Below are 15,985 nucleotides of genomic sequence, written 5' to 3'. Positions count from 1 at the left end.
TCAGTTGTTCGTTCAAATGGCTTTAATTGAAGCCAGACAGTTATGACCGCAGTTTTATTACAAATCCGCAATCGCACCATCTCTGAGGAGGAGATAGTTCCTCGACTTGCCAGCTACCAAATGCTGCCCCAATTATACCGCGAGAGCATCATTGATGAAGCGATCGCCCCCATCGATTGCACCGCTGAAGAAATCGTGAATGCCAGCCAGCAGTTCTACGAACAAAATCAACTGCTGAACGAAACCACACAACAAATTTGGCTAAAACAGCACGGGATGAGTCGGGAATTTTTAGAGACTGTTTTCATTCTGCGACTGCTCAAAATTGAGAAATTCAAACACCAAAATTGGCATCACAAACTAGAGTCCTATTTTCTGCAGCGCAAGCGATCGCTAGATCGAGTCATCTATTCTTTGATTCGGGTTAAAGACGCAGAAATTGCGCGAGAACTGTATTTTCGGATTCAAGAAAAAGAGCAATCCTTTGCCGAACTGGCGCGCGAGTATTCCCAAGGCCCAGAAGCTCAAGTCAATGGAATCGTTGGCCCGGCCGAACTCGACACAATCCACCCGAATTTGGCGCATCTTTTGGCGATAAGCCGGCCCGCTCAGCTTTGGCATCCTATCCCTATAGAAGGATGGCTGGCGATCGTCAGATTAGAAACATTGATTCCGGCTCAGTTCGATTTAGCGATGCGTCAACGTTTGCTGCGAGAATTGTTTGAAATTTGGGTGCAAGAACAGATAGGTGAAATGTTGAATTGACGGGCAGGAATCTGACGCTCGTACCCCTGGCAACATCCAATCTTCCAAAGAGAAACTTTTGAATACCATCACGCTTAAATTATGATGACACAAACATTCGATCAAACCAAAGCAGAAGCATTCGCCGGACGGATGCTGGACATTCTCAACAGTGGCGCACTCTCCGTCATGATTTCGATCGGGCATCGCACCGAACTGTTTGACACAATGGCAGAATTGCCGCCCTCTACCAGTCAACAAATTGCCGATGCTGCCGGATTGAACGAACGCTACGTGAGGGAATGGCTCGGTGCAATGGTAACGGGTCGGTTAGTGGATTATAATTCGATCGACAAAACCTACACTTTGCCGACAGAATATGCAGCATTCCTGACACGGGCTGCGGCTTCTGACAACATTGCCCCCTTTGCTCAATTCATTCCGGTGTTGGCATCGGTGGAAGATCGGATTATCGATTGTTTCTACAAAGGCGGCGGTGTACCCTACTCCGAGTTCAAACGTTTTCATGCCGTGATGGCAGAAGATAGCGGTCAAACCGTTGTATCTGCTCTATTTGACCACATTCTGCCGCTAATTCCCGGGCTTACCGAAGCGTTGGAAAAGGGTATTGAGGTGCTAGATGTCGGCTGCGGCAGCGGGCGAGCACTCAACAAGCTGGCTGAAGCCTTTCCGAATAGCCGATTCACAGGCTACGATTTTTCGGGAGAAGCCATCGCCACAGCCAACACCGAAGCGCAATTGCGGAAGTTGAATAATATCCAGTTTGAGGTGAAGGATGCCGCGACATTGGATGAGTGCGATCGCTACAATTTGATTACCACATTCGATGCCATTCACGATCAAGCCAGACCAGATGTTGTGCTGCAAAACATCTACAATGCGCTGCGATCCGATGGCGTTTACCTGATGCAAGATATCCGCGGCACCACGGATGTAGGCGGCAACATGGAACATCCCATTGCACCCTTGATGTACACGATTTCTTGTATGCACTGCATGACTGTTTCTTTAGCCTACGGCGGCATGGGATTGGGCGCGATGTGGGGTCAAGAAAAAGCGCTGCAAATGTTGAGCGAAGCTGCGTTTAGCAGCGTTGAACTCAAGCAACTAGCCCATGATTTCCAGAACAACTATTATATCATCAAAAAGAGCTAAAATCATGTGCAATATTTGTGCTGTATGCCAACAAATGCCGAAGAAAAAACAGCCTAATTCTGGGTTGTTAGATACCAGCCAATTTTCGGTATTCATCGACCTGAAGCAATTGTTTTCCACACGGGAATTCAAGTCAGCTAAACCACCTAACAATCCTCAGTCATCAGTTAAGCCCCTGGTTTAACACTCAGGGATTCTAATCAGGAAGAGGTTAATCTCTCAACTGCTTATGTTGGCACGAATGCTTTCCTGCTTAACCCTGACTTAAGGCGAATAAAGTCTTTACTATGAACCTGTTGGTAGTAAGGACTTTATTCGTTTCAACTTTTAAGCAGGAAATTATATAAATAGCGAGACAATACCGATCGCGATCGCTCCTACACCCATCACAACAGACCAGAAGCGGTGATAACTCTTAACCGTCGTACCGCTATCGCTTTCAAGCTGAATCAAATCCATCCAAGGTGCAACACCCCGACGGAACCAACCCAAAGCGGTAACATCCATTCCAATCAAACTTTCAACCCGTTTCATGCCAAACAGAAAATTACCAATTGGCCCAAAACGAGAAGCATAGCGCAGATAAATCATTCCCGTTCTGTCTTGCAGTTTCAAATCAGAACCGAAGGTATAACCCGCATCGCCGCGACCAATTAATTCGCCTTGGAGTTGCGCGGGTTGACCCCGCAAAGGACTTGCATAAGGGTCAGACATTAAGGTTAAAATATCCAAGTGTTCTGCTTCTTCGTAATTGGGGAACATCACCAAAGTCTTCAGCAAAATTCCTGCACCCAAAGCGATTAAAGGACAAGCAACCATCATCATCGGGTTTACAGCATACAGGGAAATGCCGATCGCAAAACCCACCGCTAACCCCAGAGTTTCTGCACTGTACAGCAGTAAATCGAACACAAAATTGCCGTACAATCTCCGCTTGCTCAAATCGTTGCCTTCGCCGACAATCCGGCCCATGTCAAACTCAACATCCAAGCCTAATTGTTCGGCATAAGTGCTCAAAGCGCGAACTCGTTTACCAGTCAGCGGGTGAGTAGAGTTTAACTCCATCCACCAACCCCAGGGATTAAACATATCCCACAAAAACACTCGCCCAATTTTTTCCGGTTCCGAAGTAATCCTGTAAGCAGTGCCGGTAGATGTGGCCGCTTTGGCATCGTAAATGCCTAAAGCGCGAGTTCCTTCTAATAAGCGGCTGGGTTCGGTTGCTCTTTGTCCTTCTTCCAGAATACCGTAAGCAATTTTTACCAAAGCGCGAGATAAAGCGTTGGGGTTGCCAGTAGTTTCGGCAGCAAAATGGTCTGCAAAATATTCTCGCGTCCGCGACAAATACAGTAATAAATAAGTGCCGGCGATGTAAAACAAATAAGCAACAGCAGCTACCGTGCCGACCGCATCTTTAGCTTTTTCGCCACCACTTCGACCCATTCTTTGAGCTGTTGTGTAAATTAAATAAGTAATCTGCACCAAAGTCGAAGCTAAAGTCATTACTGCAAAGTCCCAGTGGACGATGTGACCGAGTTCGTGGGCGTAAACAGTGGCAATTTCCTCGTTGTCTAAATAGGTGAAAAGACCTTGACTGACGACTAAGCGAGCCCTGTTGGGAAATGAACCGTAAGTAAAAGCAGTAGGGTTTTGGTCGTCGATAATTCCTAAACGTGGCTGCTGGAGTTTTTTCTGCTTGCAAACCTTTTTAATAACTTTCGCTGTTTCGGGACTGAGGCTTTCAATTTCTGCTAGGGAAACCCAGCGAGTATTGTACAGCCAATTTTGGCTTAAGTCCATCAAGTAAGGCGATAGGAAAAAAGCAGCGATGTTAAAAATCAGAGTTATGGGAAGTGCGATCGCCAATCCGAGGACTGGATCGGGACTGTTGATAATCAAAACTGAGGCTAAGGATAGCGCTAACACCATACCAAAGAGCATGGTGATGGTAACGCCGGAAGCTAAAACGAGATTTCCGCCAGTTTTCTGTATCAGTTTAATGCCTGCTTTGGGCGATCGCCCTGCCTTGCGTAAAGGGGCGTGAGATGACATAATAATCTCCAAAGGTTATTGACAAATGGAAATGATCGTGAGATTTTATCTATACTTCACTGTTTTAACCTGTAAATGCGAATCCCTGTAAGGGATCTCAACAAAAATATAGAATTTCCTTGAGGATTGTTAAAACTGAAAACCGCCCCTAAATTTATTTCGGGGGATTCAATTCAAAACTCAAAATTCAAAACCCAACAATCAAAACTATTTAAAAGTTACTGCCATGTCTATTATTGAAATTGCCCAAAAAACGCGCGTATCTGCTAGAAAGTTGGCAGTTTTGTCCGCTGAGGCAAAAAATCAAGCTATTGAAGCTATTGCGAAAGCTTTAGAAGCTGCTGCGCCGGATATTTTGGCGGCGAATGCGGCTGACTGCAAGGCGGCTGAGGTGGATGGAATTGCGAAACCGCTGTACGATCGCCTAAAGTTGGATGAGAGCAAGTTGAAAAGTGCGATCGCGGGCGTGCGCGACGTTGCGAAACTTCCTGAGCCGATCGGTGTCGTGCAAATTCACCGTGAATTGGATACAGGATTAATTCTGAAGCGCGTCACCTGTCCTTTGGGCGTTTTAGGCATTATTTTTGAAGCGCGCCCCGAAGCTTTAATTCAGATAGTATCCTTGGCAATTAAATCGGGAAATGGCGTCATTCTCAAAGGCGGCAAAGAAGCAGTACGTTCCTGCGAAGTATTGACACAAGTGATACATCAAGCATTAGCAGAAACTGCGGTTAATCCAGAAGTCGTGCAGTTGCTCACCACGCGGGAAGAAACAATCGAACTGCTAAAAATGGATGAATATGTAGATTTGATTATTCCCAGAGGTTCTAATTCATTCGTGCGGTTTGTGCAAGAAAATACGCGAATTCCCGTCTTGGGACACGCCGACGGAATTTGTCATTTGTACGCAGACAAAGCGGCGGATATTCAGAAAGCAGTAGAGATTTCTGTAGACGCAAAAACCCAGTATCCAGCCGCCTGCAATGCCATTGAAACCTTGTTAGTTCACAGTGCGATCGCCCCCAAATTCCTGCCCGCTGTAGCCGAAGCTTTGCAGCAGAAAAAAGTTGAATTGCGGGGAGACGAAAAAACTCGCGCCATCCTCGAAAATATTGCCGAAGCAAATGAAGCGGATTGGTCTACAGAATACAGCGATTTGATTTTGTCAATCAAAATAGTAGATTCTGTGGAAGAGGCAATTAACCATATCAATACTTACGGTTCGAGACACACAGATGTCATTGTTACCGAAGACACCGAAGCCGCCGAAACTTTTTTAAATGGAGTCGATGCGGCCGGAGTTTATCACAATTGTTCGACTCGATTTGCCGACGGTTTCCGCTACGGCTTCGGTGCAGAAGTGGGGATTAGCACGCAGCAAATGCCACCTCGCGGGCCTGTTGGTTTAGAGGGGTTGATTACCTATAAGTATCGAGTTGTTGGAGATGGTCATGTGGCCGCTAGTTATGTAGGGAAGGATGCGAAGGAATTTACGCATCGAGATTTGTAATACAAGATTTACGCAACTGGCATAATTAGTATGGTGAGTCAGAATTCTATGCCCTGAATAATCACCCTAGAACTGAGTTTGACCCACCCTACAACTGGATAGAAGGGTGACACTTACCTAAGTCCCGATTATGACAGAAAATCCAAATCAACCCAGAAAATACGATGCCGTAAAGGGCGGTGAATCTCAAGCACCATTCGGTGCCGCCGTTTTAGGTGGGATTTCCGGCGTTAAAAGTCGTTTGGCATCACCCGCTGTGGAAGTCAGAATCACCGCACTTTCAGAAGCGATTAAATATGGAGAAACTGGCTTAGATTTAATAATTGGCGCACTGCAAGATGAATCAATAGAGGTCAAATTTGCAGCCTATTCGCTGCTGAAGCATAAAAATCAACTAAATATAAAAGGGCACTTCCACCACTACTTGCCGACTTTTGACTTTGATGTCATAACAGTTGATGCTGAAGGAAAAGAAAACAATCGCCACCATCATTATGCTCACTTTTTACCCGAAGACTTAGGGAACTCAGTTGTGCTGGAAATGGTATATATTCCCGGTGGCACATTTATGATGGGTTCGCCAGAAACAGAGAGATTTAGAAGTGATAATGAAAGTCCGCAGCATCAAGTAAAAGTACCCGCTTTTTATGCCGGAAAATACCCGATCACTCAAGCACAGTGGCAAGCAGTGATAGGAAACAACCCATCACATTTCAAAGGTGAACAACTTCCTGTTGAATGTGTATCCTGGTATGATGCTGTTGAATTCTGTGGAAAACTTTCCCAACAAACCAAGAAAAAATATCGTCTCCTGAGTGAAGCAGAATGGGAATACGCCTGTCGTGCTGGTACAACAACCCCATTCCATTTTGGGGAAACTACCTCCGCTTTAGTCAATTGTGAGCTAGGATTGCCCGAACACTCAACCAGAGCAATACTGGGTACATTCGGACGAACAACTGATGTCGGGAGCTTTCCCCCCAATGCCTTTGGGCTGTACGATATGCACGGCAATGTTTGGGAGTGGTGCAGCGATAGGTGGTACGAAAACTATCAGGGCGCACCAACTGACGGCAGTTTCTGGGAAACTGGCTGGGAAACTGGCACAAATCATGTGCGGGTGGCGCGTGGTGGCGACTGGTGCTCCTATTTGGATGAATGCCGCAGTGCCATGCGTAATTGCGCTTGGGCGGACGGACCCGTACACTACGGTTTTCGTGTTGCTCTAGTTTCTGCGTAGTCTCGGGTTTTCGGTTATGTGCTTTAGTCTTCCCGCGAGAACTCTTCTCTACCCTTGAATTCTCTGCACTTTTTCTTTTTCCATGAAGGCCGGAGGGCGATCGAAATCGAATTGTACCTAAATTTTAAAATAGAAAGCTGTTAGAAGCTTTCAAAGAGCATAAGTTAGCAGAAAAAGTAGGTGAATAAGCGCGATCGCAGTGGGGATGATTTTAAGAGTGCGCTGTTATATTATTGTTTCTTTCCGACATACATGGCTGGTAAAACCCACCCAATATCCTGTAGATACTGCATCTTAAGCAAAGTGTCCCTTCTCCTTCATCCATCCCAAAAAAAAGCGATCGCCCTCGCATTCAAACAAACTTAGCTACAATGAGCTATACTGTGCTCCGCGACTCCCCAACTCGAACAATTTGCCGTGGTTTATGTCTAACTCCTCCCTCCTCGCCCCAGGTTCGACTCTCGAAAAACGCTACCGCATTCTCCGCGAATTAGGCCGCGGTGGCTTCGGGCGCACTTACCTCGCCGAAGATATCAATCGCTACAACGAATCTTGCGTACTCAAAGAGTTTTCTCCGGTGGTTCACAGCCCGAAAGCGGCCGAATTGTTCGATCGCGAAGCGAGTATGCTTTACCACCTCCAACACCCGCAAATTCCAAGGTTTCGAGAACTCCTGCGAACGGATTTGGGGGGGAATCCATCTTTATTTTTAGTACAAGATTATATCGAGGGTCAAACCTACGAAGAAATATTGAGATCGCGCCAGCAGGAAGGTAAAAATTTTACCGAAGCCGAAGTTACTCAACTGCTATTTCAGCTTTTACCAGTTTTAGAATACATCCACTCAAAAAATTTAATTCACCGCGATATTTCCCCGGATAATATTATTCAGCATGAGGCTGACAAATTACCCTTTTTAATTGATTTCGGTTCTGTTAAGCAAATCGCAGCAAATGCCGTAGTTCAGTTTAACGGACAATCTGATACGGCGATCGGCAAACAGGGTTATTCGCCGGCCGAACAAATGCGGCTGGGTAAAGTTTCTGCCGCTAGCGATTTGTATGCTTTAGCCGTCACGGCTTTGGTACTGTTAAGCGGCAAAAAGCCTCAAAAATTGTACGATATCAATAATAAAACTTGGGATTGGCGATCGCACGTCAGTGTCAGCTCAAATTTAGCCACGGTATTGGATCGGATGTTAGCAGAGCAACCGGGCGATCGCTACCAATCTGCAAAAGCAGTCCGCGAAGCACTCAAAGATCCAAAACTCTCTCAAATTGGCAGTATAATTTCCCAAATGGTGACAATGAACTTTGTCGGCCGCCCGTTCAAAAATAGCACTCAAACTGCTACCAGCAATCATACTCCTGTTCACCAAAATCCTCCAATTGTTAATAACAACAGCACATTCAAGTTAATTCCTTGGAAAACCCTAGGGAGTTTAAGTGTGATTTTGGTGCCCGGAATTTTAGCTTTTAGTGTAGTCAAATCTGGTTTCACGTTGCCAAAGTTGCCGGATTTACCTAAATTTACTTCGCGCCAGCAACCTCTCGATACGTCCTTAGAGGAAGCCGAAATAATTCGTCAAGAAAATATTGGCAAACGACGCAAAAATCTCAACATTGAGCAAGATATATTCTATCAAAAAGTTGATGAATTATATTACAATAAATATCCCGAATTACAAGGGCGCAGCTTGACAGAAAAGCCAGAAGATGCTGAAATTAGGCGGAAATGGTATGAAGTTGCTGAGGATTTACTGGACAAGTTGGAGAAAGGAGGACGGTTGTGAAATTTAAGATAAAATAAGACTGATTTAACCGCAGAGGGCGCAGAGGGCGCAGAGAGAGAAGGAACAGGGCACAAAAAGAGAGGGAAGAGAAAGAGAACTTTATCTGGTTTAATACAAATTGGTATAGACAACGCACTTTTAGTTTATTGCAAAATGGATTCTATTCAACTTACAGGAATTCGCTGCTACGGATATACGGGCTATCTGCCGGAAGAGCAAGTTTTGGGGCAGTGGTTTGAAGTGGATGTTACTCTCTGGCTGGATTTATCGCAAGCTGGAAAAAGTGATGATATTCAACATACTCTTGATTACCGCAGCGCAATTACTCTGATTCAAAAGCTAGTCCAAGAGTCCAAATTTTTATTAATCGAACGCCTAGCAGATACTATTGCTCAAGCGCTTTTACAACTACCCTTAGTCGAAAAAGTTAAACTACAACTCTCGAAACCTGCTGCCCCCATCCCTGATTTCGGGGGTAGAATTACTCTAGAAATTACTAGAAGTCATTAGTTATTAGTTCTTAGTCCTTAGTCATCAGTCTTTAATCTGCATTAGTTGGTCGCTAATGACTGATGACTGATGACTGATGACTATTGATTAATTACCACTTCAGCAAGTTAAATTCTTCCATGTCTACGGTATTGCGGTTGCGATAAATCGCCAAAACAATTGCCAAACCCACCGCAGCTTCAGCCGCCGCTACCGTAACTACAAACACGGTAAATACTTGCCCCTTAATTTGTACAGGGTCGAGATAATTGGAGAAACCCATCAAATTGAGATTGACAGCATTCAGCATCAACTCGATCGACATCAACACGCGCACTGCATTTCTGCTGGTAATCAAACCGTAAATACCAATACAGAAAAGTGCGGCGGCTAATAACAGGAAATACTGGAGTTGCAGTTGCATAAATTTTGCGATTTTGTCTCAATCTAAAGTTACTACAAAACTAAGACTATGGTGCGCTTAGCGCACCATAATATTACTTAGATTCTGGCGAAGACACATCTCCGGCAGAAACTAATTCGCGAGGTCTTTCCGGCAAACTCAAAGCAGGTGTTTCTGATAGCTTCTTTGACAGTTCATCCGGGAAGAAATCGCGGCGCGCCAACACAATGGCTCCCACCATTGCCATCAACAAAAACACTGATGCTAACTCGAAAGGCAGCAAAAAGTCGGTGAAAAAATGTTTGGCGATAGTGACGATCGAACTTTCGGCAGGTGCTCCTGTCGTCGCGACAATAGCCCAAGGAGTAGAAACCACCATCGTACCCAACAGCGCAAACAAGCCTACGCAAACTACTGCTGTTGCTACTTGACGCACCCAAGCGTTGGGAATTGTGCGGAAATCTTCTCGCTTGTTTACCAACATAATCGCAAACAAAATCAAGACGTTAACAGCGCCAACATAAATCAATACCTGCGCTGCTGCTACAAAGTCGGCATTCAGCAACAGGTACAAGCCGGCAATGCTGGTAAATACGCCGCACAGCAAAAATGCTGAGTAAACGATATTTGAGAACAGCACTACTCCTAGTGCTCCTGCAATCATCATTACCGACAGTATGCCAAATGAAACAATTTGAACCCCTTCAGCTAGATTCACAATTTTTTATCCTCAATTATTAGTTTTCTATTGTTCGTTTTTACTCATTAGTTAGCAGTCATTAATAATTGGTTATTTCACTAATGACTGATGACTGCTGACTAATGACTAATTACTTACTTTTCGATAATTTCCTCTGGACGCAGACCGGCGCGGCGATCGGTGTAGGAAACTTCATGAGGGTCGATCGCACCTTTCGGCAAATAAGCGAATTCCCGCATCGGTGTCACCATCGGATCGTCTGTAACCTTGTAGGGTAAACGTCCGAGGGCCACGTTGTCAAAATTCAATTCATGACGTTCGTAGGTTGCCAACTCATACTCTTCTGTCATCGACAAACAATTAGTCGGACAATATTCTACGCAGTTGCCGCAGAAGATACACACTCCGAAATCGATACTGTAGTGCTTGAGCTGCTTCTTCTTAGTTTCTTTGTTAAATTCCCAATCCACTACAGGCAAATTGATCGGACACACCCGAACGCAGACTTCGCAGGAGATGCACTTGTCAAATTCAAAGTGAATTCGACCCCGGAAACGTTCCGAAGGAATTAGTTTCTCGTAAGGATACTGCACCGTAATCGGCCGGCGTCTCATGTGGTCAAAAGTAACAGATAGCCCTTGACCGATATACTTAGCAGCTTGAAGAGTCTCTTTGGCGTATTCGCCTACTTGATTGAGGAATTTTAGCATGGTGTTCTCTCTCTGTACTTGAGTTTTTGGTAATTGATAATTAATAATAGGTAATTGGTTAACAGCTATTTTGGTTTAGCTGTTGCCCTTTACCTATTATTAATTAACCGCCAAAAGCAAAGGGAAAGGCAAGTTTCAAAGCTGCGGTCAATAGCAAATTAACTAGAGCAACGGGAAGTAAAAACTTCCATCCCAAATCTAGCAATTGGTCGATCCGAACTCGCGGCAGAGTCCAGCGGAGCAGAACTGCCAGAAACAGGAAAAAGTAGGCTTTCAACATGGTCATCGTAATGCCCACCAAGCCGGTAATTACCTGCAACCAAGGAGTCGTCTCGCTCACTCCCAGGGCATTTGTCAGCACTTCGACAGGAATCGGGCATTCCCAGCCGCCGAGGTACAAAACTGCTACTAGCAGGCAAGAAAGGACGAGGTTAACGTAGGAAGCGATATAGTACAAAGCAAATTTCATGCCTGTGTACTCAGTCTGATATCCTGCTACCAATTCTTCTTCTGCTTCCGGGAGGTCAAAGGGCAAGCGTTCGCATTCTGCTAGTGCTGCGATCCAGAAAATCAGGAAACCTGCAGGTTGCCGCCAGATATTCCAGCCGAGAATGCCGTAGCCGGCTTGCTGGTGTACGATGTCGATCGTACTGAGGCTGTTGGACATCATCACGACTGCCAATACTGCCAAAGCTAGGGGAATTTCGTAGCTGAGGGATTGAGCCGCGGCTCTGAGTCCGCCGAGGAGGGCGTATTTGTTGTTTGAAGCATAGCCGGACATCAGCAAGCCGATCGGCTGAATGCTAGAAAGAGCAATCCACAGAAATATCGCTGTCCCCATATCGGCGATCAGCATATGCTCTCCGAAGGGAACGATTAAGTAGGAGAGAAAAACTGGAATCACCACAATTACCGGGCCTAGGGTAAATAGCAGCGCGTCAGCTTTTGCAGGTACGATGTCTTCTTTGAATACCAACTTCAGACCGTCAGCAACGGGTGCTAAAACTCCCAGAGGGCCGATGAATTCCGGGCCTACCCGCTGTTGAGCGGCGGCGGAAATTTTCCGTTCCAGCCAGACGCTAGTGAGTACCCCGAAAACGGCAGCGACAATCATCAGCAACATTGGCAGCGGTAGCCAAAGCACTTGGGCGATGTCCGCCGGTAAGCCCAAATTCATGAGGGCTTCTACGAAACTTCCTTGTAAGTCAATTCCTGGGTTCATTTGTCCAGCTTTTGAGCGATCAGCATATAATTTTTCACCCGTCCTTCGTAGGAGTAGGCTTAGAAATCGGGGTCTTTGTAAAGATTTTTAATGCTTTACCGCCTAATAGTATATCGCCCGACAGGCTCCAAGAACGCACAGACAGGGTGAAGTTCTAATTATAGGAGCCTGCAGCGTAGCTAATGGATGGGTAATTTATGTATTTTTACTTAGCCGAGCCATTTTAGATTTTAGGTTTTAGGTTTTAGATTGAATGCCAAACAAAAGGGCCCAGAGTTAACTCTGGGCCCTTTTAATGCTGTAAAGTGGCTTTCAAATGGCTTAAACCATTGATTTTACGTCACTTTTTTTATGGAACTGGGCAGAATCGAACTGCCGTCCAAAGCGGGTATTTACCTTCCGATCGTTCACAGGTTTATCCCTTCTAATCCTCAGGGCGGGAACCATCTTTATCCCAAATGGGGGGATTTTCTAGTGATTGCTTTCCTAGCTAGCCGACTAGAAACGTTTAGCTAGGGCATCCGTTGGGGGTTGTTATGCTACCGTTAACGGAGTGAGGTGGCATACACTCTAAACCGAGCTCAAGAAGTTTTTAGGCTACAGCTACGGCTTTGCGAGCGAAAGGAACGATGTTGTTCGCATTTACTATTTTTTTTGAGCCGATATTAACGAGAGTAGACTCCCTCTCGACCTGCATCACGGAGCAGCTTTCGCCACCCTGTCGAAACCATTACAGCCCCTCGTGCATTCTTTAATCATAGACAATATTTCGTGTTGCGTCAAGTCAAGGGATTTTAGATTTTGGATTTTGGATTTTGGATTTTGGATTGGGGATTAAAGAAACCGGGTTTTTTGCGGTTGATGCGGGCTGTAACGAAGTATCTAGGAAAAAAAACCTGCTTCTGACCACCCGTGCGTCATCCCTAATTAATGCAAGTTGTCGTCCCAGACGCCGATGTAAATCCGATCGCGCTCATTGCGTTCGATCATCCCTTCGAGCGAACCCTTCCTAAACGTAAACCGATTACTCCGGCGTTGCTGCACGTCGCCCAAGCCTTGCAAAATTTCCCTGCTGGCGCCGCCCACCATCCCGTTTAACGCGGTTCGCACCACCAAATCGTCCACTGACTGGGCAAAAGAACCCTCTGTTTGTACTAGCTGGCCCGAATCGCGATCGTAAATGTAGCCGAGAGTAATCCGATTTGGCAATATTTCGTAAAGTGCGGTGCGAGTATTTGGCCAATAGCCCCGCGCTTGAGAGTCAGTGGGTTCTCCCAATTCAGATAAAATCTGACTTTCCGCCGTACCAACCGCAAACCCAGGGATTGTGGGAGTCTTCCGATCATTGGTTCCCGGTTGTTCGCTGGGTGCGGGCGATCGATCTGGGGGCAACTCTTTGTCAACAAGTTTTTCCGTTGGTGTGGGTTCGACAGCTTCCGGAGAAGGCGCTGGTGTTGGCGCTGGGGCTGGTGTTGGAGTTTCAGCATCCGGCGCTGGAGTTTCAACAGCAGGCGCTGGAGTTTCAGCAGCGGGTGCTGGAGTTTCAGCAGCGGGTGCTGGAGTTTCTCTGCGAGTCGGGGCTGGCGTTGGTGTCGGCACGGGAATTGGTGCGGGGCTCGAGCGCGCGTCTGGATCTGCAGGGGCCGAAGTGCGATCGTCCTGGGCCACCGGTGCGGGTTCTGAAGACGGCCGGTTGAGGAAAACCCTAGCAATACCGACCAAACCTGCAACAATAAGTGCGATCGCCACGAACCCCAAAATCCACCAAACCTTGCGGTGGCCTCCCCCAGAAGACACCACAGCAGGCGCTGTTCTGGAACCCGCAGGCGACTGAGGCCCGTGTCCCGGAATCACTGCCACCGTCGGCCCGGTGCTCGGCGACGCTGCACCAACAGGCTGCCCCTGCAGCAGCGACAGCCACTCATCGACGCTAGCAGGGCGATTTTGAGCTTCTACCGTCATCCCGCGCATCACGGCTTGGCTGACTGTCGTACTTAGCTGAGGCTGCAAGTCGCGGGGCGAAGGCATCGGCTGACTGGTACGCAAAATTGCAGCCACCGGCACCTGTGCTGTCAGCAGAGTGTAAAGCGTCGCCGCCATACCGTAAACATCTGTGGCGGGCGTATATTTTCCTTGGGCGAAATACTGTTCTGGGGGCGCGTAGCCGTCGGACACCATATTAGTGTGACTTTGGGTTGCACCGGGAGTAAACTCGCGGGCTATGCCAAAATCAATCAGCACGACTTCCTGAGTACCTTGGCGCAAAAGAATGTTTTGCGGCTTGACATCTCGGTGCAGCAAACCCTTTTGATGAACAACTTTTAAAGCAGCCCCAATTTGAGTGATGTAGAGAATTGCAAGATTTTCTGGCAGCGGATGATTTGAACCGACTACATCTGCCAAATTCTGACCGGCAATGTAGTCCATCACCATGTAAGGCTGGCCGTCTTCGACAAAGAAATCGCTGACGCGGACAATATTCGGATGAACGCAGGAAGCCAACCGCCTCGCTTCGTCTTGAAACTTGCGATCGAACTCAGCAAAATTGGGTTGCTGCCGCAGAGATTCGTTGAGGGTTTTAATGACTACAGGCTGTCCTAAATAGCGGTGATTTGCCCGGAAAGTTATTCCAAAGCCGCCTCTTCCCAATTCTTGTTCTAGGGTGTATTTTCCACCCTGTAAAGTTTTGCCGATTAGCGCATCCATAGGTTCAGGCGATCGCGTACCAGATAATATCGCTGATTATGACACGTATGGTCTGCCAAGTTACCAGTCTAAATGGCGATCGCAATCCTCGATCGGCTCTAAGTAGCAGGTTGGCTTCTAGCTGACGTTGATACTTGTCTCCGGCCTCAGACCAGACGTGAGTTTATCCGATGATCTTCTCCGATCTCTGAAATATCTGGATTTTTTCTGGAATCAGAATTCAAATTCAGCCTTGTTTCAATTTTCAATTAATACTTGTGCTACTTTTTGTAACAATGACGATTGACTGTTTTCCCCGATTTTTAAAACATTGTGAGTTAGCGTACTAAGATGTAAAGCTGTGATGGGATGCTCGATCAGCTCAGATGTGGGAATTGACTCTCCTGAATATTTCTTCCCAATCAAATGATAGACTTTAAACCCTTTCTTAATCACTCCTACGATATTTTGCGCGGGAGGAACATAATACTGAATAAATATTTCGTTCTTTAAATCCAAAGATATCATCTTTTGGATTCTGTTAATAGGTTTAATCTCGCTGTTGTAATGGGATACCAAAGGTAAAAATCTACTACTATTTTCACTTTTGTTTTTTCGATCTATTGTTAGTTCTCCGCTTTCCAAGTCTTCAATAATACCAGTCCGTCCAATTAACGTTGGTGTATAAAAATCATCTGTATAACAACTAATATACAGATCCTCTGATTGATCTACAAAATATTTTTGGTCGTTAATTAATTTTTCGGACTGATTTTTTTTCCTTCTTAAGAATCGAAATTTAGATTCTATTTGTTTCAAATCGTGCATTACATTTTTTATATATATGCAACCATCTTTGTACAGAAATTCTACCGCAACCGCTTTAGCTTCCTTGTTTTTGGGGCTGCGGACATAAATACTAAAAAATTGTTTTTCAGTAAATAATTGAGGAGTAGTAATAGGCAAGCCCAAGTTCGGATTTGAAAAACTCTGCGCGATCCAGTTCTTAATTCCCAACTCTATCAAGACTTTCTGAAATTCAGGTGAAATATTTATCTTGTATTTATCGCAGAAACTCTCCCATTGTTGGCTATCTTCTTGTGCTTTTAGATAACAAAAAATAGAATCTTCTACATCCAATAATTTCCCTTCTGTAAAAGCTTGCGTCTCCTTGTGGAGACTATCTATAGCGTTTACTATAGTCATGAGGTACAGTAACAACAATGAGCAAACCAGTTATGAATATCTTTTTTAGTAACTTG

General features: G+C 45.7%; 13 protein-coding genes and 1 other RNA gene. 6 read left to right on the top strand and 8 right to left on the bottom strand.

The window, feature by feature from the left end:
- Window positions 1–42 precede the first annotated feature (42 nt).
- Together QUA27_RS23060 and QUA27_RS23055 are read left to right on the top strand one after the other, a co-directional pair.
- Window positions 43–765 (top strand): peptidylprolyl isomerase, encoded by a 723-nt coding sequence (locus QUA27_RS23060; protein ID WP_333070843.1) that lies wholly within the window; start codon window positions 43–45, stop codon window positions 763–765.
- Between the two features lie 81 nt (window positions 766–846).
- Window positions 847–1,920 (top strand): class I SAM-dependent methyltransferase, encoded by a 1,074-nt coding sequence (locus tag QUA27_RS23055; protein WP_333070841.1) that lies wholly within the window; start codon window positions 847–849, stop codon window positions 1,918–1,920.
- Window positions 1,921–2,259: 339 nt separating this feature from the next.
- On the opposite strand, the gene QUA27_RS23050 is transcribed toward QUA27_RS23055, so the two are convergent.
- Window positions 2,260–3,972: a zinc metalloprotease HtpX gene (locus QUA27_RS23050; protein WP_333070840.1), complete on the bottom strand. Its 1,713-nt coding sequence runs from the start codon at window positions 3,970–3,972 to the stop codon at window positions 2,260–2,262.
- A 226-nt stretch (window positions 3,973–4,198) separates the two neighbouring features.
- On the opposite strand from QUA27_RS23050, the gene QUA27_RS23045 reads away from it, so the two are divergent.
- The 4 genes from QUA27_RS23045 (at window position 4,199) to folB (ending at window position 9,024) form a co-directional block, all read left to right on the top strand.
- Window positions 4,199–5,482, top strand: a complete 1,284-nt coding sequence (locus QUA27_RS23045; protein ID WP_333070839.1) for a glutamate-5-semialdehyde dehydrogenase — start codon at window positions 4,199–4,201, stop codon at window positions 5,480–5,482.
- 130 nt (window positions 5,483–5,612) lie between these two features.
- On the top strand, window positions 5,613–6,722 hold the full coding sequence (locus QUA27_RS23040; RefSeq protein WP_333070837.1) for a formylglycine-generating enzyme family protein: 1,110 nt from the start codon (window positions 5,613–5,615) through the stop codon (window positions 6,720–6,722).
- Window positions 6,723–7,146: 424 nt separating this feature from the next.
- Entirely contained in the window at window positions 7,147–8,514 is a 1,368-nt protein-coding gene (locus tag QUA27_RS23035; RefSeq protein WP_333070834.1) for a protein kinase domain-containing protein, read from the top strand.
- 153 nt (window positions 8,515–8,667) lie between these two features.
- On the top strand, window positions 8,668–9,024 hold the full coding sequence (folB, locus tag QUA27_RS23030) for a dihydroneopterin aldolase (RefSeq protein ID WP_333070833.1): 357 nt from the start codon (window positions 8,668–8,670) through the stop codon (window positions 9,022–9,024).
- Window positions 9,025–9,115: 91 nt separating this feature from the next.
- Here folB and nuoK read toward each other — a convergent pair whose 3' ends face one another.
- The 7 genes from nuoK to QUA27_RS22995 all read right to left on the bottom strand — a co-directional run bounded on the left by nuoK (window position 9,116) and on the right by QUA27_RS22995 (window position 15,929).
- On the bottom strand, window positions 9,116–9,421 hold the full coding sequence (gene nuoK, locus QUA27_RS23025) for an NADH-quinone oxidoreductase subunit NuoK (protein WP_228042566.1): 306 nt from the start codon (window positions 9,419–9,421) through the stop codon (window positions 9,116–9,118).
- A gap of 79 nt (window positions 9,422–9,500) precedes the next feature.
- Entirely contained in the window at window positions 9,501–10,124 is a 624-nt protein-coding gene (locus QUA27_RS23020; RefSeq protein WP_333070831.1) for an NADH-quinone oxidoreductase subunit J, read from the bottom strand.
- A gap of 116 nt (window positions 10,125–10,240) precedes the next feature.
- Complete coding sequence (gene ndhI, locus QUA27_RS23015) at window positions 10,241–10,816, bottom strand: NAD(P)H-quinone oxidoreductase subunit I (protein ID WP_333042046.1); 576 nt, start codon at window positions 10,814–10,816, stop codon at window positions 10,241–10,243.
- Between the two features lie 103 nt (window positions 10,817–10,919).
- Window positions 10,920–12,038 carry an NADH-quinone oxidoreductase subunit NuoH gene (nuoH, locus tag QUA27_RS23010; RefSeq protein ID WP_333070830.1) on the bottom strand — a complete coding sequence of 373 codons (1,119 nt, stop codon included), beginning with the start codon at window positions 12,036–12,038 and terminating at the stop codon, window positions 10,920–10,922.
- A 349-nt stretch (window positions 12,039–12,387) separates the two neighbouring features.
- Window positions 12,388–12,778: a transfer-messenger RNA gene (gene ssrA, locus QUA27_RS23005) on the bottom strand.
- Between the two features lie 187 nt (window positions 12,779–12,965).
- Entirely contained in the window at window positions 12,966–14,744 is a 1,779-nt protein-coding gene (locus tag QUA27_RS23000) for a serine/threonine protein kinase (RefSeq protein WP_333070828.1), read from the bottom strand.
- 237 nt (window positions 14,745–14,981) lie between these two features.
- Window positions 14,982–15,929 (bottom strand): hypothetical protein, encoded by a 948-nt coding sequence (locus tag QUA27_RS22995; protein WP_333070826.1) that lies wholly within the window; start codon window positions 15,927–15,929, stop codon window positions 14,982–14,984.
- Window positions 15,930–15,985: the final 56 nt, after the last annotated feature.

This window comes from Microcoleus harperi Pol14_C6 (genome assembly GCF_036701295.1).
Taxonomy (GTDB): Bacteria; Cyanobacteriota; Cyanobacteriia; order Cyanobacteriales; family Microcoleaceae; genus Microcoleus.
This window is presented reverse-complemented; position numbering and strand designations above follow the sequence as displayed.

Excerpts from the sequence above, each read along its gene's own strand:
- nuoH (WP_333070830.1), bottom strand. The coding sequence starts at position 12,038 with ATGAACCCAGGAATTGACTTACAAGGAAGTTTCGTAGAAGCCCTCATG.
- QUA27_RS23040 (WP_333070837.1), top strand. The coding sequence starts at position 5,613 with ATGACAGAAAATCCAAATCAACCCAGAAAATACGATGCCGTAAAGGGC.
- QUA27_RS23060 (WP_333070843.1), top strand. The coding sequence starts at position 43 with ATGACCGCAGTTTTATTACAAATCCGCAATCGCACCATCTCTGAGGAG.
- QUA27_RS23050 (WP_333070840.1), bottom strand. The coding sequence starts at position 3,972 with ATGTCATCTCACGCCCCTTTACGCAAGGCAGGGCGATCGCCCAAAGCA.
- folB (WP_333070833.1), top strand. The coding sequence starts at position 8,668 with ATGGATTCTATTCAACTTACAGGAATTCGCTGCTACGGATATACGGGC.
- QUA27_RS23045 (WP_333070839.1), top strand. The coding sequence starts at position 4,199 with ATGTCTATTATTGAAATTGCCCAAAAAACGCGCGTATCTGCTAGAAAG.
- QUA27_RS23055 (WP_333070841.1), top strand. The coding sequence starts at position 847 with ATGATGACACAAACATTCGATCAAACCAAAGCAGAAGCATTCGCCGGA.
- QUA27_RS23035 (WP_333070834.1), top strand. The coding sequence starts at position 7,147 with ATGTCTAACTCCTCCCTCCTCGCCCCAGGTTCGACTCTCGAAAAACGC.
- QUA27_RS22995 (WP_333070826.1), bottom strand. The coding sequence starts at position 15,929 with ATGACTATAGTAAACGCTATAGATAGTCTCCACAAGGAGACGCAAGCT.
- QUA27_RS23000 (WP_333070828.1), bottom strand. The coding sequence starts at position 14,744 with ATGGATGCGCTAATCGGCAAAACTTTACAGGGTGGAAAATACACCCTA.
- ndhI (WP_333042046.1), bottom strand. The coding sequence starts at position 10,816 with ATGCTAAAATTCCTCAATCAAGTAGGCGAATACGCCAAAGAGACTCTT.